The 19,941-nt window shown below is 52.0% G+C and carries 18 protein-coding genes and 1 pseudogene; all 19 read left to right on the forward strand.

Translation table 11 applies throughout. The annotated features are described in order from the left end of the window. Positions 1-255 precede the first annotated feature (255 nt). The 19 genes and pseudogenes from E1757_RS21235 to E1757_RS21325 all read left to right on the forward strand — a co-directional run bounded on the left by E1757_RS21235 (position 256) and on the right by E1757_RS21325 (position 19,765). Entirely contained in the window at positions 256-939 is a 684-nt protein-coding gene (locus tag E1757_RS21235) for a TetR/AcrR family transcriptional regulator (protein WP_133231858.1), read from the forward strand. After that, complete coding sequence (locus tag E1757_RS21240; protein ID WP_133231860.1) at positions 936-2,663, forward strand: ABC transporter ATP-binding protein; 1,728 nt, start codon at positions 936-938, stop codon at positions 2,661-2,663. The genes E1757_RS21235 and E1757_RS21240 overlap by 4 nt, the downstream gene beginning before the upstream one ends. Next, complete coding sequence (locus E1757_RS21245; RefSeq protein ID WP_133231862.1) at positions 2,660-4,564, forward strand: ABC transporter ATP-binding protein; 1,905 nt, start codon at positions 2,660-2,662, stop codon at positions 4,562-4,564. Before E1757_RS21240 ends, E1757_RS21245 begins: the two co-directional genes overlap by 4 nt. A 356-nt stretch (positions 4,565-4,920) precedes the next feature. Beyond that, positions 4,921-7,074 (forward strand): alpha-galactosidase, encoded by a 2,154-nt coding sequence (locus E1757_RS21250; RefSeq protein WP_165972216.1) that lies wholly within the window; start codon positions 4,921-4,923, stop codon positions 7,072-7,074. A 149-nt stretch (positions 7,075-7,223) separates the two neighbouring features. Beyond that, positions 7,224-7,892 (forward strand): phosphatase PAP2 family protein, encoded by a 669-nt coding sequence (locus E1757_RS21255; RefSeq protein ID WP_246079353.1) that lies wholly within the window; start codon positions 7,224-7,226, stop codon positions 7,890-7,892. A 49-nt stretch (positions 7,893-7,941) separates the two neighbouring features. Next, on the forward strand, positions 7,942-8,226 hold the full coding sequence (locus E1757_RS37250) for a DUF2935 domain-containing protein (protein WP_133231868.1): 285 nt from the start codon (positions 7,942-7,944) through the stop codon (positions 8,224-8,226). Between the two features lie 52 nt (positions 8,227-8,278). Then, complete coding sequence (locus tag E1757_RS21265) at positions 8,279-8,677, forward strand: hypothetical protein (RefSeq protein ID WP_246079354.1); 399 nt, start codon at positions 8,279-8,281, stop codon at positions 8,675-8,677. Positions 8,678-8,680: 3 nt separating this feature from the next. Continuing rightward, the gene (locus E1757_RS21270) at positions 8,681-9,277 is read left to right on the forward strand and encodes a gluconate 2-dehydrogenase subunit 3 family protein (protein ID WP_133231870.1); all 597 of its coding nucleotides are present in this window, start codon (positions 8,681-8,683) and stop codon (positions 9,275-9,277) included. 33 nt (positions 9,278-9,310) lie between these two features. Next, a pseudogene (locus E1757_RS21275) lies at positions 9,311-9,619 on the forward strand (GMC oxidoreductase); the annotation flags it as partial. A gap of 100 nt (positions 9,620-9,719) precedes the next feature. After that, positions 9,720-10,400, forward strand: a complete 681-nt coding sequence (locus E1757_RS21280) for a DUF421 domain-containing protein (RefSeq protein WP_246079356.1) — start codon at positions 9,720-9,722, stop codon at positions 10,398-10,400. A gap of 202 nt (positions 10,401-10,602) precedes the next feature. Next, positions 10,603-10,872 (forward strand): hypothetical protein, encoded by a 270-nt coding sequence (locus tag E1757_RS21285; protein ID WP_133231872.1) that lies wholly within the window; start codon positions 10,603-10,605, stop codon positions 10,870-10,872. A 338-nt stretch (positions 10,873-11,210) separates the two neighbouring features. Further along, positions 11,211-12,605, forward strand: coding sequence for a phospholipase D-like domain-containing protein (locus tag E1757_RS21290; protein ID WP_133231874.1), 1,395 nt, complete (start codon positions 11,211-11,213; stop codon positions 12,603-12,605). Between the two features lie 549 nt (positions 12,606-13,154). After that, positions 13,155-14,033 (forward strand): NAD(P)H-binding protein, encoded by an 879-nt coding sequence (locus tag E1757_RS21295; protein ID WP_133231876.1) that lies wholly within the window; start codon positions 13,155-13,157, stop codon positions 14,031-14,033. Continuing rightward, positions 14,011-14,502: an anthrone oxygenase family protein gene (locus E1757_RS21300; RefSeq protein ID WP_342774582.1), complete on the forward strand. Its 492-nt coding sequence runs from the start codon at positions 14,011-14,013 to the stop codon at positions 14,500-14,502. The genes E1757_RS21295 and E1757_RS21300 overlap by 23 nt, the downstream gene beginning before the upstream one ends. A gap of 221 nt (positions 14,503-14,723) precedes the next feature. Further along, entirely contained in the window at positions 14,724-15,053 is a 330-nt protein-coding gene (locus tag E1757_RS21305) for a PadR family transcriptional regulator (protein WP_133231880.1), read from the forward strand. Between the two features lie 17 nt (positions 15,054-15,070). After that, complete coding sequence (locus E1757_RS21310) at positions 15,071-15,787, forward strand: pentapeptide repeat-containing protein (RefSeq protein WP_133231882.1); 717 nt, start codon at positions 15,071-15,073, stop codon at positions 15,785-15,787. Between the two features lie 112 nt (positions 15,788-15,899). Next, positions 15,900-17,450: an MFS transporter gene (locus tag E1757_RS21315; protein ID WP_133231884.1), complete on the forward strand. Its 1,551-nt coding sequence runs from the start codon at positions 15,900-15,902 to the stop codon at positions 17,448-17,450. Between the two features lie 335 nt (positions 17,451-17,785). Continuing rightward, complete coding sequence (locus E1757_RS21320; RefSeq protein ID WP_133231886.1) at positions 17,786-18,799, forward strand: phosphotransferase; 1,014 nt, start codon at positions 17,786-17,788, stop codon at positions 18,797-18,799. A gap of 192 nt (positions 18,800-18,991) precedes the next feature. Further along, positions 18,992-19,765 (forward strand): HpcH/HpaI aldolase family protein, encoded by a 774-nt coding sequence (locus E1757_RS21325; RefSeq protein ID WP_133231888.1) that lies wholly within the window; start codon positions 18,992-18,994, stop codon positions 19,763-19,765. The last annotated feature ends 176 nt before the right edge of the window (positions 19,766-19,941 follow it).

Below are 19,941 nucleotides of genomic sequence, written 5' to 3' on the forward strand. Positions count from 1 at the left end.
TAATCGAAGGAACACGACTTCAACAACGGCTGCAACCCCATATCCATCCCTCCCAACGCTCAAACGTACATCCTACACCAAGGACTACGCAAGGCGTTTTTCTTTATGGCTGAATGTTTTCAAAGGAATAAACCTTCGTTACATTGGAAATGTTTTTCGGACACATACTCTTCGAACAAGAAGAACTTGACACCCGGTTCGTCTGTGCGATATATTGGTTGACACGCAAGTCAATTTAAAAGAGGTGACCGATGATTGCCGCGCAATAAGGAACAAAACCAGGAAATTCGTCGACAACGACAAGAAACGATTATTCGGGCCGCGCTCAAAGTTTATGCAGAGAAAGGGTACTCGGCCTCCGAAATTAATGATGTTGCGGAACAGGCCGGCGTTGCCAGAGGTCTTATTTATTACTATTTCAAAGATAAGCATGCGCTATTCCGCGAATTGTTCCTCATAATGCTCAAGCGTTCGAATGAGCATATTCAGGCGCATTTTGATCAGGACGGCTCCGTTGTCGCCTTGTTGGAAAGCTTCGTCCGCACCATGTACATCAATATATTGGAGCAGTCGGACAGCATCCTGTTCTTCATGCGGATGCGTCATGATTTGCACGAGCTGTTCACACCGGAGGAGCTGAAAACATGGAGCTGGCATCACGACAATATGAGCGTAGTCCGCAAAATGTTGGACAAAGGCATGAAATCGGGCGAAATCAGGCAAATGTCCCCGCAGCTGCTGACCGTGCAATATTGGGGCGCGATGATGCATGGGGTGATGCATTTGCGTCAATCTCACCAGGAGCTGCTGGCGCAGGGCGTCGACAAGAAGGAAATCGAACAGTCGTTTCAGAGGGATATTCACGATGCCGTTGCAGGCTGCATGCTGCTTGTAACATCGTTAAATGGGCAAAATTCGATTGGAGTGGATAAAGAATGATCAAGCTGTTCAAATTGCTGATGCCGTATCGTTGGACGATCGGGCTGGTGCTGGCGCTTATTTTTTTGCAGTCGCTGTCCGAGCTGTACTTGCCGACCTTAATGGCGGATATCGTCAATCTTGGTATTGTGACCGGCGACCACAGTTATATATGGCGCATCGGCGGATTCATGCTGCTAGTATCGGCCGCAAGCGGGTTGTTTTCGGTTATCGCCAGCTTTCATGCCTCCAAAATTTCTTCCGGCTTCGGCCGGATTGTCAGAGGCAAAGTGTTCTCGCATGTCGAGCGGTTCTCCCTGCAGGAATTCGATAAGATCGGTACGGCGTCGCTAATTACCCGGACGACGAACGACATCAATCAAGTGCAGCAGGTGCTGCTCATGATGATGCGAATGATGGTTGCGGCGCCGATGATGTGTATCGGAGGCATCATTATGGCCGTGTACAAAGATGCAAAGCTCTCCCTTGTCATTATTTGCGTCATTCCTATATTGGCGCTGACGATTTTTTTAATCGCAAGGAAAGGAATCCCGCTGTTTAAGATCATCCAGACCAAGATCGATAAGCTGAATTTGGTGCTGCGCGAAACATTGACCGGCGTCCGCGTCATTCGGGCATTCAATCGGACGGACCATGAAAAAAAGCGGTTTGACGAGGCCAACCTCGATCTGACCGACGTCGCGATAAGAGTCAATAAAATTATGGCGGCCATGATGCCCATGATGATGCTCATCATGAGCTTCACCTCGATTGCGATCATCTGGTTCGGAGGCATCCGCATCAGCACCGGACATATGCAGGTGGGCGATTTAATGGCGTTTTTGCAATACGGGATGCAGATCATGTTTTCGCTGATTATGGTTTCGATGATGTTCGTCATGGTGCCGCGGGCGTCCGCTTCCTCGGTAAGGATCAATCAGGTGCTGGACACCGTGCCTGACATCGTCGATCTTCCGGCAGCCAGACAGGCGCCATCCGGACAGGGCCACGTTGTGTTCGATCGCGTCACCTTCAGCTATCCGGGGGCCGAGAAGCCCGCGCTATCGAACATTTCGTTCGAGGCCGTGCCGGGTCAAACGACGGCGATTATCGGCGGTACCGGATCCGGCAAAACGACGCTGATCAGCCTGATCCCGCGGTTTTACGACATCGAAAGCGGCAGCGTAAGGGTGGACGGTGTCGATGTGCGCGAAATGACGCAGGAAAGCTTGCGTTCGAAAATCGGCTTCGTCCCTCAGCAATCGGTTCTGTTTACAGGAACCATCCGCGACAATATCCGTTTCGGCAAAGAAGAAGCAACCGACGAGGAGATCGGTAAGGCAGCCGAGACTGCCTTCGCCGCTCCGTTCATCGCGGAAAAGGAAGATGGCTACGATTCGGCGATATCGCAGGGCGGCGGCAATCTGTCCGGCGGGCAGAAGCAACGGCTGTCGATTGCTCGTGCGCTTGTCCGCAAGCCGGAAATTTACGTGTTCGACGACAGCTTCTCGGCGCTCGACTTTAAAACGGATGCCAATCTGCGCGCCGCGCTAAAACGCGAGACGAGCAATGCGACGGTTATCATCGTCGCTCAAAGGGTCAGTACCGTCATGGACGCCGACCGGATTATCGTATTGGACGAAGGAGAGATTACGGGGATCGGCACACATCGCGAATTAATGGAAACGTCCACTGTCTACCGTGAAATCGTCTCCTCACAGCTTGCAGAGGAGGAGAGCGCATGAGCGAACATAATAAATCGCAGGGAGCTGGCGAAGGTCAGCGAAGAGGTATGGGCGGCCCCGGAAGGGGCCCGATGGGCGGCGGCTTCGGTATGCCGATGGGCATGCCGGGGCAAAAGGCGAAGGACAGCAAACGTACGTTTCGCCGTCTTCTTGGTTATTTAAAGCCGTTTCGTGTACAGCTTATTTCGGTAATAGCGGCAGCGATATTAAGCACTGTGTTCAGTATCGTCAGCCCGAAAATTATGGGGAAAGCCACGACGAAGCTGTTTGAGGGCTTGATGGCGAAGCTGCAAGGGGTTCCCGGCGCGGCAATCGATTTCCCTTACATTTTGAATATCGTTATGATCTTGGTCGTGCTGTACATTTTCAGCTCCTTGTTCGCATACATCCAGCAGTATTTGATGGCGGGCGTAGCGCAAAAGACAGTGTACCGCATGAGGAAGGACGTCAATGAAAAGCTGGTGCGGCTTCCGCTCAAATATTACGATTCGCAAACGCACGGGGAGATATTGAGCCGGGCGGTAAACGATATGGACAACATCAGCGGTACGCTGCAGCAAAGCTTGACGCAGGTTATTACCTCCGTCATAACGCTTGTCGGCATCATAGTCATGATGCTGACGATCAGCCCGCTGCTGACCTTGATTCTCGTGCTGACGCTGCCGCTCAGCTTTATCGTGATCAGGATGATCGCCTCCCGCTCGCAAAAGCATTTCATGGGGCAGCAAAAGGCATTGGGCGAGCTGAACGGGCATGTGGAGGAAATGTACACCGGGCATAAAATCGTCAAGGCGTTCGGGTACGAACGGAAGTCGATCGGCAAATTCGACGAAGTCAACGACCGGCTGTATGAATCGGGCTGGCGGGCCCAATTCATCAGCGGCATTATGATGCCTCTGATGACGGTCATCAACAATATCGGCTACGTGATGATCTGCGTCGTAGGCGGGGTGCTTGTGACACAAAGAGCGATCGAAATCGGCGATATTCAGGCATTCATCCAATATGCCCGTCAATTCTCGATGCCAATCGTGCAGACGGCGAATATTGCCAATATTATTCAGTCCACATTGGCTTCGGCCGAACGGGTGTTCGAAATATTGGATGAACAGGAGGAGGTGCCGGAATCTGCGCAAGGAAAGCTGCTTCTGAAACCGCGCGGCGACGTGCGCTTCGAAAATGTCAAATTCGGCTACAAGGAAGATGCCGTCGTGATCGACAATATGAACATCGACGTCAAACAGGGACAGACGATTGCCATCGTCGGACCGACGGGCGCAGGCAAAACGACGCTCGTCAACCTGCTGATGCGTTTTTACGAAATTAACGACGGCGCAATTACCATCGACGGTGTCAACATTACCGCTATGAAGCGGGAGCAGCTGCGTCAGCTGTTCGGCATGGTGCTCCAGGATACATGGCTGTTCAACGGCACCATCCGCGATAATATCGGGTACGGCCGCATGGGCGCGACGAAGGAGGAAATTCTCGAAGCCGCGCAGGCGGCGCACGCGGATCATTTCATACGGACTTTGCCCGACGGGTATGATACCGTGCTGAACGAAGAAGCGTCCAACATTTCGCAGGGCCAGAAGCAGCTGCTGACTATCGCGCGGGCCATCTTGGCCGATCCGGCCATTCTTATTCTTGACGAGGCGACGAGCAGCGTCGATACCCGCACGGAGATCTATATTCAAAACGCGATGCACAGGCTCATGCAGGGCCGTACCAGCTTTGTCATCGCGCACCGTTTGTCGACGATCCGCGACGCCGATCTCATTCTCGTTATGAATCACGGCAGCGTGATCGAGCAGGGAACGCATGTGGAGCTGTTGGCGCGCAATGGCTTTTATGCGGATTTATATAACAGCCAGTTTTCCAAAGCGCCCACAGCGGGCTAGACTTCATAAAGGATTCGCTTTCGGTCAATCGTACGCTCAAACCTCTTTTCCTGAGCAATAAGCTGCTGTATTAGCGACTTCCAAACTCAGCCGCACCCAATAGGAAGGAAGCAGCAAGCCGGTCACCCAACCCGAACCGTTGGAACCGGCTTGTTTGCGTACCTGCTGTATCGGGACCCTCCTGCCGGCATACCGGACAGTCTGTTTAAAACCGTCGGCAGCGGTTTAATGATTTGATGTACTGCGAATGTCATATTGACTAGCGAAAACGCTTAATTATAAGGGAGGTGGGAGTACCCGCTTCAACCGATTCGATGGATAAGCAAGCTTTTTACGACGGGAGGAGAGCGCCAGCCATGAACAAAACCAGGAAGACCGGTTCCGTTATTATGCGTGCAGTATTAGCGTTAATTCTGGCTTCGTCCGGATGGGTAACCTGCACGCCGGACTCGAAAGCGTATGCCGCCGATACGGCGTTCAATCAAAAAGGATCGGGCATAATGGGATGGCATGCGACACCGTATGGAGGCAGCTTTACCGAAGAGAAAATGAAGGCGAACGTGGACTGGCTTGCCGAGCGGTTCAAAGATTACGGCTACGAATATGTTTGCATCGACGGTTGGGTAGGCGACTCGACACTACATAATGCCGACGGTTACATTACGACGTACAAAAACGATTGGCAGCATGATTGGAAATATTGGGCCGACTATGTTCATTCCAAAGGGTTGAAGCTGGGCATTTATTATAATCCTTCATGGGTTCATAAGTCGATCGCGGACGATGCGACGAATAAAATCGCTGGTACCGATATACCGATCCAATCGATTACCGATCCGGCGCATATACACCAGACCCGGTATATAATCGATCCGGGCAAGCCGGGTGCGGAGCAGTATGTCAAAGGAATGATTCGTTATTATATAAGCGTGGGCGTCGATTTGTTGAAAATCGATTTTCTGCGTTATGTCGACGACGCCTACGGTCCGGAAGCGACAACGACCTTATACCGTTGGATGAGGGAAGCGGCCGGCGACGAGCTGATCTTGTACTATGCCAACGAGAAAAACCGCAATCATGCCCAGGATGAAGTGAAGTATGCGGATATTATACGAGCCAGCGAGGACTGGCGAACGAATACGGATCAGCCCCGCGTCTGGTATCATACGAGCATGCGCAACCGGGGTCAGGCGAAGGACGACATCTGGCCGCCGGCTTACAACATTTTCGACGGATTCATTTGGCTGTCGGATGTGTCCGGCAAAGGCAAGGTCGTCATTGACGGCGATTTCAGCGTGATGAGCTCGGGGGGCACGGATGCAGAGAAGAAAACCCGCATCAGCCTGCTGGCCATGGCCGGGAGCAGCATCAATATCGGTGACAATTACGGCAATATCGGGCAAAACGACGTTTATTACAAAAACCGTGAAATTATCGATATGAACCGGAAAGGCTTTGTCGGCAAACCGTTATCGCGGGATGTCAACGATCCGCTCAGCCAAATATGGAAAGGCCAAATGCCGGATGGAACATGGATTGTCGGCTTGTTTAACAGAGAGGATACGCCTCAGACGAGGACGATCGATTTCCAGCGGGATCTAGGTATTAACGGTATGTATACGGTTAGCGACATGTGGTCGCATACCGCTTTGGGCATCATGTCGTCCTATAGCGAGGAAGTGGAGCCGCACGGAGTACGGCTGCTCAAAATTTCTCTGGACGTCACGCCTCCGATTACGACCGCCCGGCTTGAGCCGGCTGCACAGAATGGCTGGAACCGTTCCGACGTCAGCGTTACGTTAACTGTCTATGACGATGTATCCGGTGCGGCCGGGACGGAGTACAGACTTAAGCCTGACGACGAATGGATAAAATATACCGTTCCAATCCTTTTTCAATCGGAAGGAGTTCACTCGCTGCAGTTCCGATCGTCGGATACCGCAGGCAATGTGGAGCGTACGAAGGAACAGCCGGTGCAAATCGACAGGACCCCGCCGGACTATACTTTAAAAGTGAACGGAAACGATTTTGCCGACGGAACGGAGTACAAGGACGACCAAATACTGCGATTCGAGCTTGCGGCGAAGGATGCCTTATCCGGAGTGGCCGCCCAGTCCATGACGATCGATGGCCAGCCTTATACGAATGGGAGCGGGTATGAGCTGGCTGGCAAACTGGGTACCCGCCATGTTATGATTACAGCTGTGGATCTGGCAGGCAATACCATAGAGCACAGCTTGCAATTCAAAGTCGGCACCGACATCAGGTCGCTCGTGAACCTGATTAATCGCTACATTGACTCCGGTGATATAAAAGGAGCATTGGTGCCCTTAATCCAAAACCTGCTGGATAAAATAACGGAACAGCTGGACAAAGGCTTGGGCAAGGAAGCCTCCAAGCTATTGCCGGAGTTGCTCGACCGTCTGAATGTTCATCCGAAGCTGTTGGAAGTAAGCGATCGGGCCAAAACCGTACTGACAACCGATTTGCAGGCGATTTTGGCAAAGTAAGCATAGGATGCCCAGGAAGCCCACCCTTCGGCGTGGGCTTCTCTGCCGTCTGCCTTGTCTGCCGCGGCTCGCAGCCGTCGCAAATTGACGAATTGCCATGAGCCCGTTGAGGAACGCTGCAACAAACCATGCAGAGAAGGAGCCGTCCCGTGAATTTGAAATTACGCTTGAGCGCAGCCTTCGCGCTCAGTTTTCTTTGTGCGGCCGCCTTCGGCGCGCTCGCATTATTCGTGAGGGTTTCCCAAATAAACCGTTTCGATTCTACAGTCATCCGCCTTGTTCAATCGATGGAATCGCCTTCAATGACAGCGGTGATGAAGCTTTTTTCATTCGTCGGTTCCGGTGCTGTGATCGCCTTTCTCGTCCCGGTCATTGCATTTTGTTTGTATAGAGTGCTGGGACACAGAAGGGAGCTGGTACTGTTTGTCGGCGTTGTTATCGGATCGGCCCTGTTGAATTGGGGTCTTAAAGCCGTTTTCCATCGAGCCCGTCCGACGATACACCGGATTGTGGAGGCAACCGGCTACAGCTTTCCGAGCGGGCATTCAATGTCGGCCTTTACGTTATACGGAATAATCGCTTTTTTGCTGTGGCGCCATACATCCCCTGCAAGCAGTCGAATTGCGCTGATCGCGTTCAGCTCAGCCATGATTGTGGCTATCGGGCTAAGCCGGATCTACTTGGGCGTTCATTACCCTAGCGACGTGCTGGGCGGTTATTTGGCAAGCGGTTCGTGGCTGGCTATCGCGATCTGGGTTTATCAAAAAGACGACCCGAACCCGAACAAAATAAAATTACCTTCACCGTCGCACCCGTAAGCTTGCTTCGCTTCACTCCGAGCCTCATTAACGCATAATCATCGCATGCATGTTCCACATTTCGCTCCATTACGATTTGATATGGCTGTCCGACACTTCGGGACATGCAGGCTCCATCGCCTCGGGACTGGACCGTGTGGAAAGCGGGTTGATCGAGCAAAGCACCGTGTTTGAAAAGCATTTCAACGACTATAGCCGGGGCTTTGTGCTTCAATGGGGACCGATATTTTGGGGATTGATCGGGGCTGCGTCGGGGTCGTTATGGTTGCCAAAATCAATTGAATGGCATGCGTCTCCCGCTCAGGGAGATGACGGGAACTGGATAAATACCTAAATAACGGGAAACATACAACCAACCGATTACGAGTCGAAATGAGGTTGGGTCCATGTACTGGGATTATTGGTCGATTGACCGCATTTTGGTATTGTTAGTCAGCCTGGCTTTTTTAATGCTCGGCAGTCAAGTCAGCTTGTTTCATTACCGTCAAAATTTTCACCATGCTTCCATGGGGGTTCCGGCTATTGCGGTGCCGCTCTTTTTTATCGCGGGCATCATTCTGACCTGGCTTAATGCAGGATGGCTGCATCAGCTGTTCCATGTGTTCATGTGGCTCGGGGGCGTTGCCGGACTCATCGGATTTTATTTCCATGTTCGCGGAGTCGGGCATCCGTGTCGGCGGGTGTGTGCTGTGCAATTTCATGATCGGATGGCATGTCGTGCTGCCGCTGATGTTACTGCTCTTAGTATATTGGGCCGCATTGCGATATACAGGAAGGGGATGTAGCTTTTGTCTCAGCGGACGCATTATCCACGGTTTCATGTGTTGAATGAAAAGGCAGCCTGGGATGAGCACACCCGTTCGATTGTAACTTCCCGGACCACGGATGTATCGCCTTACCGGTTTCTAACCGGGAAAGAGGCGGACGCGCTGTTTCTTATTTGCGGATTGCTGGTGAACGATTTCTCGCCGGATGTGCTCCGTTTCGTAGTCGGCCACATCGACCGTACGCTGTACGCCTCGACTGGGGAAGGCCAGCGCCAAGAGGGTGTGCCAGCGGCGGCCGATTTGATCCGGCTCGGACTGCAGGCGCTCGATAATTGCACAAAAAGCAATTACTACATCTCGTTTCATGCGCTGGACCGTACGGCGCAAAAGCAGCTTCTGCAGTCAGTGAGCGGAGGTACGGCGCATCCTCAGTCGGAATGGAAAGCTGTGCCGCAACAACCGTTTTTCCGGAAGCTGATGAGCTTAACGGTCGAATCGTATTGTTCGCACCCTAAAGTATGGTCGGAAATCGGCTATGCGGGTCCGGCATATCCGCGCGGATATGTGCGGGCTCAATTGGGGCAGGCCGATCCATGGGAGGCGAGACAAGAGCAATGAAGCGAAAATACGCCAACGAGGAAGCCGACGTTGCTGATCGATCACGCCGTCCGGACGATGAGCTCGATTATGGAGGCTGAAAGCGGCAAGGTGGAGTTCGTCGTTCCGGACACGGCTCATCTGATGGGCGGGTGCAGGATGGGCGATGACGCGTCGACCTCCGTCGTTAATTCCTGCGGGCAAACGCATGATATCGATAATCTGTTCATTTGCGACGCCAGCATTTTCGTAACGTCCGGCGCCGGCAATCCGACGAATACCGTTATGTCGCTTGCACTGCGGACGGCCGATTACGTCAAACAAAAGGCAAAAAAATTGGAGCTGCAGGCGAGCCGGCCGTAACCGGAACGTTTGCAGTTTTTCAATTCGCGTGCGGAAGGACATGGTTTCGATTCGTTCGACCAAACAGCCCTTGGCTATATAAAAAAAGGAGGGTCCGTATTTGGAAACGATACTGCGGACGGCCATTTCGTTCGTTTCCCTGCTGCTGCTTATCCGGGTTCTGGGAAAAAAGCAAATGAGCCATATTACGTTTTTTAATTACGTTACTGGCATTGCCTTCGGCTCGATTGCCGCTGTCATCGCGATTGATAAGCGAATTGCCGTTATGGACGGACTCATCAGCTTGATTGTATGGGCGCTGCTTACGATCCTGATCGAAACTTTTTCGTTAAAGTTTCCTAAATTTCGGGTCGCTATGGACGGAGAGCCGACCATCGTCATAAAAAAAGGAAAAATCGTCGAGAGAGAAATGGCTTCCATGCGCTTGAATATGGATGATTTAAGCATGCTGCTTCGCGAGAAAAACATTTTCTCGCTCGAGGAGGTGGATTATGCAATACTCGAGCCCCACGGCAAACTCAGCGTATTAAAAAAAGCTGAATACGAGCAGATCACAAAGTCCGACATGCATCTTCCCGTGCCGCCGCGCGCTTATTTGCCGACGGAAATCATTGTTGATGGCAAGGTTATCGACAAAAATCTGAAAGAGCTGAATTTAAACGCTGAATGGCTCGAAGAGCAATTGAGAAAATCCGGCAGCGGGCTCTCCCAGCTCAGCCATATTTTTTACGCTGAACTGCAAAGCGACGGCACGTTGTACATCGACAAAAGGGAAAATTGATTCTTGCTGATCGCGAATGTGTGCGTTCTAAATTGAAAGCGGCCCGGACTCATCCAATGAACAGTGAGAAACCGGATGGTCGAACGGGCAGGCTTTTCCGGAGGTACTAGAAAAAGATAGTACTAACCAAATCGTCCATGACCCCGTATAATTGGGATTGCATGCAGCAACCGGTCAATTCTAATGCGGAGGGGCGATGGGGATGGTAAGCACGAATGAGCGTATAGCCTTGCTGAGGCATCATGAGGAGTTTTGTTACAGCATTTGCTTGTATCTCGTACGCTGCGACAAGCTCGCTTGCGAAGCTGCGGCGGCTGCGTTGTTCAACCTTGCCCATTGCGAATCATTTTTCCAGGCAGGAGAAATGGACCGGCATCAATTGCTGCGGAAGGAATCGGCGAGATGCGCGCTTCAGACATTGATCCGGAAGGCAGGAGAAACGCAGCCGGTGGAACAGCATTATGGAATATAAGCCTTACATACATCACATACGATTAGCAATCGATGACGCGCGCGCGCAGCGCGTTTTTTTGTTTTTTGGGTAGGCCGCTTGTTCAATAAACCTATGGGAGTTGTGCCATTTCTTCGGATTGAAGACGATTTTACGATAGCAAATTGGAGATATAAAGTTTTAAATAAGATGGAGAAAGGAAGCTTCAAAAAGGTATAATGATTTAAATCCCCTATTAAAAAGAGTATAAGGAGGAGCAGCATGATATCGTTTAATGCCAGCGGAAAACAAGTGTCGGTCTTGTTATCGATTGAATCGGAAGTCTGCGCTCAGACTCAGAGGCTACGAGGAGGTATACGATGATGCAAAGCGAAGGTTTATCCACTGCCGGCTCCGGACCGCAAGTCCCTTTTCTCGCATCCGCCTCTTACCCAGTGCGGCATGGCAATGCGGTTCGTCCGCTTGTAGATAGCGGCCCTACCTTCCGACGGATTTGCGAGGCGATTGAAGCCGCCCGGCACAGTGTCTGGCTTGCGGTTACCTTCATGGCGCCGGATTTTCAGATGCCGGATGGCCGGGGCACCGTGTTAGATGTGCTGGACCGTGCGGCTGCGCGAGGGTTGGACGTTCGGATTATTTTCTGGCGCCCAAATCCGGAGAGCAGCGGGTACGGCCAAGCATTCGCGGGATCGCAAGCCGACCTTGAATTGCTCGGCGCACGCGGATCGCGTTTCCGCGCCCGCTGGGATCGTGCTCACGGCTATTATTGTCAGCACCAAAAAATTTGGCTTATGGATGCAGGACATTCGTCCGAGACGACATTCGTCGGCGGCATTAATCCGACTTTCAAAGTATTCGAACCGGGACACATGGGCGAGGGTCAGCGCCACGACGTCTATGTCGAAGTGACGGGACCGTCCGCGACCGACGTCCATCACAATTTCGTCCAGAGATGGAACGAAGCAAGCGAGAGAATGGAGGCTGACGGCGTGTGGGGGCACAACGGCGACGACGATTTGCCTTTTCCTGTACATGTATCCGCCCCTCAAGGGGACAGCCCGGTGCAGATTCAAAGGAACATCTATGCGGGACGCTATAGCAATAGTTATCCGACTCCCGGGGGTCCTCTCTTCAACATTGCAGCCGGCGAACGGTCCGTTTCCGAGCAATACATACAGGCGATCGATGCCGCCTGCCGCTCCATCTATATCGAGAATCAGGCTTTCCCGATTCCGGAGGTCGCTGTCAGACTGGAGGAAGCCCTGAAACGCGGTGTGGATGTTGTTATCCTTGTTCCGGCCGAACCCGAGGAACACGTACGCGCTGCCCGCCACAATCCGGCCCGCAAAGGCTTCTTTGATCATATTGAGGCGCTCGGCCGATACGAAAATTTCGCGCTTGTCGGAATTGCCGGGCCAAATGAACAAGGCAGGCGCAGCGCTATCTACGTACATGCCAAAATAATGCTCGTCGACGACGCATGGGCGACAATCGGGTCCTGCAATCTTCACTCGAATTCGCTGTTCGGCCACTCGGAGATGAATGCTGCGATATGGGATCCGAAAGTGGTGCAGACGCTGCGCCGCCAACTGTTATCCGAACACTTAGGTCAGGATACCGGGCAGTTGGACGACCGCGCTGCGCTTCGGCTCTACCGGAACGTTGCTTGCGAAAACCGCCTTAGCGGAGAGCGCGGCGACTTTAACTGGCAAGGTCTAGCGTACAGCCTGGACCCGACGACGTATGGTGAATAACAGTATCGTAATAACCGGCCGGAACATTGAGTGATAGCTATGATTTGTAGGATACTGCCATAATAATAACTTGTCAGAGGCTGCCTGCGTTGGATTGGCGGCCTTCTGTACGAAAAGCCTGAAAGTATAATGAAATCAAGGCAATAAATCGTGTTTGAGCTCCGAAGTCGTATCCATTGTATGTTCCCCACAATTAATCGTCAGTCTCAACGCGGTTAGAGGCAGAGAAAATTACACTTTACATTATTATGAAATTGCGTTATATTTGTATGTGCAAGCAATTAATATATAAATGAGGCTGAAACCATAAGGCAAAGCATTGGATGGGACGATCAATGAGTGCTGGAATAACCTTCGTAAACGATACGCCGTATTATTGGGAGAAAAGGAAGGAGATGAGCTGTCGCTTCACTTGCACAATGTGAGTAATCAATTGGAAAATATGGAATGACAGGGAATTTTTTATTTAGGAAATTATTTGCTTGTGCAAACAATCGTAAATCATTGAACCTACGTGTATAAAATGAAATTATGAAAAGGAGTGTTTATATGAACTATAATGCAGGCAATAAAACAGTTGTCGGGGCTGTGAAGCCGATTTTGATCCTTGGAGGTACGGGAAAAACCGGTCGCCGCGTGGCGGAGCGGTTAACGGAGCGCGGCTTGCCCGTACGGATCGGTTCACGCTCGGGCGAACCATCCTTTGATTGGGAGAACCGGTCTACCTGGGAATCGTCTCTGCAAAATGTGGGAGCGGTTTATATTACGTATTATCCTGATCTGGCGGTACCGGGTGCCGCGGCGGCGATCGGTGCTTTCGCCGAGCTGGCGGTGAACAACGGGATCAAGCGGCTCGTATTGTTGTCCGGCCGAGGCGAAGAGGAGGCTCAGCTCAGCGAGCGGGCGGTGCAAGATTCGGGTGCTGACTGGACGATCGTGCGGGCAAGCTGGTTCTGCCAAAATTTCAGCGAGAGCTTCCTGCTCGGATCGGTGTTGAGCGGTATGGTTGCTCTTCCGGCCGCGGACGTGGCGGAGCCGTTCATCGACGCTGAGGACATCGCAGATGTCGTAGTCGCGTCTTTGACTGAGGACGGACATATCGGGCAACTTTACGAGTTGACCGGTCCGCGTGCGCTCACCTTTGCAGAAGCGACCGAAGAAATTGCCAAGGCGAGCGGCAGGCATGTCCGCTACGTTCAACTCTCCGCAGAGCAATTTACATCCATGCTGTCGCAGCAGGGCATACCGGCCGAATTTATAGCGCTGTTGACCGATTTGTTCACAAAGGTATTGGACGGCCGCAACTCCCACCTGACGGACGGCGTTCAGCGCGCCTTGGGCCGGGGTCCCCGGGATTTTGCCGACTACGCTCGAGATGCAGCCGCTAGCGGTGTGTGGGAGGTTCATGATGAGCGACCGCTTGCTTAATGGCTTGACATTATTTTCGGCTATAGGCTCGGGATTGATTGCCGGAATATTTTTTGCCTTTTCAGTGTTCGTAATGACCGCCCTGGCCCGACTTCCGTCCGCTCAAGGTATTGCAGCCATGCAGTCTATCAATGTCGTTATACTCAATCCATTGTTTGGCGTGGTCTTTACTGGTACGGCACTGGCGTGCGCAGTCCTGGCGATCACTTCATACTTCAGGTGGGGCGAAGCAGGCGCTATTTATTTGCTGATCGGCAGCTTGATCTATCTCATTGGCTCATTTCTGGCGACTCTCATGTTCAACGTGCCGTTGAACGACGCACTGGCAGCCGCGGATCCCAATAGCGCCAATGGCGCTGAACTTTGGTTGCATTACAGCTCCAACTGGACGGCATGGAATCACGTGCGGACTGTCGCGTCCATTGCGGCACTGACGTCATTTATCGTCGCATTCCGGCAATTCGGCTAGTAAAATATGTGACGAATATCCCGACACGCTGCGATCAACCGGCCGATTTTTTAAAAAAGCAGACCAAGACGGTTGTCGTTTTGGTCTGTTTCACGTTTACTTTTCATAACGTTCATTTGTTGGAGGAACCGCATTTTTTAAAAAAATATTATTTTGTGTCGATAAAGTACATTGACAGTCATAGTAATATGATTTATATTGTAATCAAGGAGGTGAGGGTAATGGCCGATTACAAAATGTCATCCGATCTGCTCAGGGGACATACCGATACGATTGTGCTGAAATTGCTGCTCAGCGGCGATAAATACGGATACGAAATTTCCAAGCTGGTTCATTCCACCTCCAAAGGCGAATACGAGCTTAAGGAAGCCACGATGTATTCAAGCCTGAAAAGGCTGGAGCAGGAAGGAAATATTACCTCATATTGGGGTGACGAAACGCAAGGCGGCAGGAGAAAATATTACCGGATCACAAGCAAGGGCAAATTGACGTATGACGATAATAAAAAAAACTGGGAAACCGCCAAGCATATTTTGGACCAATTAATATAAGGAAGGTGGAAAAAGAAATGAACGACAAGCTGAAAAATTATTTGGACGCCATCTTTTCTCCGTATGAAAATAATCCGCAGGTGCGCGAGCTGAAGGAGGAGCTGTACAACGATCTGCAGGAAAAGCTGAACGATTTGAAGCAGGAAGGCTACGAAGAAGCGGAGGCTTATCATATGACGATCGAGACGATTGGGGAAATCAACGACTTGGTGGAAACGATCCAAATCAAGACCAACGAGCTCCAGCAAAAAATCGGCATGGATTTTTCCAAAAGCAATCTGAAGCATTCCGATTTGAGGTCATCGAACCTGCAGGACGGGAAATTCAATTACTGCGATCTGCAAGGCTCCGACTTCAGCCTTTCCAACTTGACCAACAGCTCTTTTAAATGCAGCAATCTGGATAAATCGAAGTTTGACGGCGCCAACCTGACCCGTTCGATCTTCAACAAATCGAATCTGAAAGGTGCGAGCTTCGCTAATTGTATTTTAGACCATACGTCTTTTCTGATGTCCGAACTGTCCGGCGTCTGTTTCGATCATCTGGTGTTTAACGGAACCGTGTTCGATAACTCCGGCTTGCGGGGCGCTTCGTTTCGTCATGCCATTTTCCGGAACGTATCGTTTAAAACGGATGTAAAGAAAGTCAACTTCGACGGAGCGACGATGGATAAAATGACATACGCCATTTTGAAGGGCTATAAAGCGGATCTTAAAAATGTGACTGTCGTATAAAATGAGTAGGTGCATATAGGCTTGGGTTCACTCCATCAATACTGACAAGATGCTGTCAGTAAGGTGCCTTTATAATAAATATTGAACTTAAATCAATGGAGGGAACTTCAACATGCACAATGTGCAAAAACAAAAAACAGGCATCGTGGTCGCAGGCTTGCTGCTAGCCATTTTGATGGCCTCGATGGACAACACCATTATGGCGACCGCGATGGGAACGATCATCGGCGAGCTTGGAGGACTTGACAAGTTCGTGTGGGTGACCTCGGCTTATATGGTAGCGGAGATGGCCGGCATGCCGATTTTCGGCAAGCTGTCCGACATGTATGGCCGCAAGCGATTTTTCGTCTTCGGCATTATCGTCTTTATGTTTGGCTCTGTTTTGTGCGGAACCGCCGGCTCTATCGTGCAGTTGAGCATTTTCCGCGCGATTCAAGGGATCGGTGCGGGAGCGCTCGTACCGATTACATTCACCATTATGATGGATGCCGTCGCGCCGGAGAACAGAGGCAAGCTCGGCGGACTGTTCGGCGCCGTATTCGGCATGTCCAGCATATTCGGGCCGCTGCTTGGCGCTTATTTTACCGATCATCTGCATTGGGTATGGATTTTCTATATTAATTTGCCGCTCGGCGTGATCGCTTTGGCGATGATTGCGTTCTTTTACAAGGAATCGCTGGAGCATTCGAAGCAGCGCATCGACGGATGGGGCGCCATATCGCTTATCGGCGCGGTTATCTGCCTCATGTTCGCGCTTGAGCTCGGCGGCAAGCAGTTTGCGTGGAGCTCGCTGCCAATCCTCGGCATGTTCGTCGGGTTCGTCCTGTTCGCGATATGTTTTATTATCGCCGAAAAACGCGCGGAAGAACCAATCATTTCGTTCGCCATGTTTAAAAACCGGCTGTATGCGTCCAGCAATGCGCTGGCCCTTTTCAGCGGCGCCGCCTTTATTACGGCTTCCGTATATATACCGATCTTTATCCAAGGGGTGTTGGGCGGAAGCGCGACGAATGCCGGGCTGGTACTGCTGCCGATGATGCTGGGCTCGGTCGTGACCGCAACTGCCGGGGGAGCCTTCATGACACGGCTGCCGTACCGCACAATCATGATCCCGACGCTTGTTCTGCTTGCCGGAGGGCTCGCGCTGCTGACAACGCTGACGCCGGGCTCGTCGCGGCTTACGATCACAATCTATATGATCATGGTCGGACTTGGGATCGGAGCATCGTTCTCGGTACTGAGCAATGCGGCGATACACGGATTGCCGATGCGGCAGCGGGGAAGCGCCAGCTCAACGCTGAACTTTCTCCGCTCACTGGGTATGACGCTCGGCATTACCGTATTTGGCATCATTCAGAACCACAGCTTGACGAATAAGCTGACCGAGGCGTTTGCGCAAAGCGGCGGCCAGGCCGCAATGCCGTCAGGCATCGACTTCAGCGATCCGCACGCGCTGCTGGATCCCGTATCCCGCGCCCACATCCCGGAATCGGCGCTGCGCCTCATCACGGAGGGACTTTCGTCTTCCATCGTATTCACCTTTGCGCTCGGTCTGATCCCCGCATTTTGTGCGCTGGCTGCAGCTTTCATGATGAGCAGGGAAAAGCTCGACCCGCAGGCTGAATCCAGGCAGTTCGAAGCAGCCCGGGAATCCAGCGTCTGAAAAAAACCTAATTATGATTCAACATAAACAGCTGCCGCGGGCATCATTCCAATGCCCGCGGCAGCTGTTTTTCGGCGATTCCTTACGTTTCGGGCGATTCCTTACGTTTCGAATGTGAAAGCGTACCGGGTATGGGGACGACGATTGCAGTTACGATTCCGAAATTTACGGAGGAAGAAATCAAGTCTTTTTGAAGCAAATTTCGTTATACTCTTGACCGGACGAGACGAGAAAGCGCGTATAGGTGGCCGCCGTGCTTCATTGGCTGTGCGGGTCATAGACTGTTGTTATGAGCATTTTATTCCCTACATATCGAGGTTCGAGGGGAGAACGGAATGATGGTGGCATCCAGACGGCGGCTCAGTCTCGCTCTCAATCAGGTCTCGCGTTTATACGGTATACGGTTGAACCGGCATTATTCGTACAATTCCTATTATCGCGCCAATGTCGCTTTTCGCGCCGAGACGGATCAAGGCGTATATTTAATCAAGCCGGTCCCTAACGAATATTTGAGGGTTCTGAGAGCGCATCGTTGGGTACGGATGCTTGAAAGCGCAGGGTATCCCCATATTCCGCATTGGCTCCGTTCCCTTAAAGGGAAGCCTATCGTCCGGCTCAATCGGCGCTATTACTATATGACGTCCTGGATCGAAGGCAAGGAGCTCGGTGCCGCCGAGCCGGAATTGGAGGAGCTTGGCCGCGTGCTGGGCCGGCTGCATCAAACGTCGAAGCAGCTGTTAGAGGGAACCTGCGGCGCTTCGTATACCGGATTGTTTTGGAATAAACAGGTGCTGTTAAAAAAGCAGTTCACCCTGCATCTGCCGCGGCTGATGAGGCACAAAGGCAGGATCGGCCGGTGGTTCCGCCGGGAGCGCGGACGCTGCGTGCTGCTGGCGGCGGAAGCCGCACGTACGCTGCGCAGTGCCGGCGTGCAGGCTCTGCTCCGCAGCGAAAAACTGCGGCCGGCGATCATTCACGGGGATGTAACTCGGCCGAATATCGTATGCACAGACGAGCGGATTTATCTCATCGACTGGGACAGGGCGCGCCGCGGCTCTGTCTATATGGAGCTCGCCAAATTGCTGACGAACACGACCCATTTCTCGATTCCGCTTATGGCGGCGGCGCTGCGGGGCTACGAGGAGCAGTGCCCGTTAACGAGGGAGGAGAGACTGCTTGTCAGCGCATTATTCCGCATGCCAAGCGAGGTTTGGTACGCGGCCAGGGACATTGCGGCCGGCAAAAGCACCGCCCCGGCGTTGTTCGATACCGTCGAAAAAACGTGGAGCAGCCGGCTGGCCGCTATCGCATGGCTCGATCGTTGGGCAGCGGGCGGCTTAACCTCATAACACGGCAGCAAGCGGGAGACAGCGGTCGCAAACCGGTTGTCTCTTTTATTAGGTAAACGGAGACAACAATGATGCTATAAATATGATATTTCAATTATAGTATTAGTTGTTATAATAGTTATGGAGAAATCAATCCCTGTTCAGTTGAATGCGGTTTCGTACTAAATCTTTTTACAGAAAGTAGCTGATCCAATGTTCACCAATTCATTCAAACAGACGCTGGCCGCGGGGCAATCCGTACCTCAAGGCGTATTTATCGGGTTTCCTTCCACGCAAATGGTCGAAATGGCGGCATACAACGGATTTGACGTCATTGTTATCGACAATGAACATGGGATGCTGAGCGATGAGAACGTCGAGCATATGGTTATTGCCGCCGAGCTTGCCGGGGCGACTCCGCTTGTGAGAGTCGTATCCAGCGTTCCCGGCGATATCCTCAAGGCTATGGATCGCGGGGCGCATGGCGTGCATGTGCCGCAGATCGATACCCGCGAGCTGGCCGAGCAGGTTGTCGCCGCGGTCAAATACCCGCCGTACGGTAAGCGCGGGGCTGCTTTTTCGATGAGGGCGGCAAGATACGGGACTGTGCCGATCCGCGATTATTTGCAGCATGCGAATGAACAGTCGCTCGTCTGCGTACATATTGAAAGTGAGAAAGCGCTGACGAATCTGGAGCGTATTTTGAGCGTGAAGGGTATTGATGTCGTCTATATCGGCCCGACGGATTTGTCGGTATCGCTCGGCTATGAAGGACAGATCGATCACCCGGAGGTTTTAAAAGCGTCGGATCTTATTTTGTCCACAGCCAAAAGGTACGGTGTCAAGGTAGGCATTCATACGAAGGATGCCCAAGGCGCAAAGGCGAGAAAAGAATGGGGAGCCGACTATGTCGGACTAACGGCAACGTCCCTCATCAATCAAGCGTTCAGCGATCATACGAAGCAGGTCCGTGCCCAAACGATCTGATCATGGAGGAGGAAAACACGATGAAAAGATTGCGGTTAACCGAACCAGGGGAAGACCACCATCTGAACTCCGGCACCGAGCAGCCGATCGTCACGTTATGGCTGCATGCCGGACCGAGTCCGCACAAAAATCAGCTATAGCCGCATGTTCATGCTTCACTTGAAAGCGGTGCCATA

It is taken from the genome of Paenibacillus piri (assembly GCF_004354045.1).
Taxonomy (GTDB): Bacteria; Bacillota; Bacilli; order Paenibacillales; family NBRC-103111; genus Paenibacillus_S; species Paenibacillus_S piri.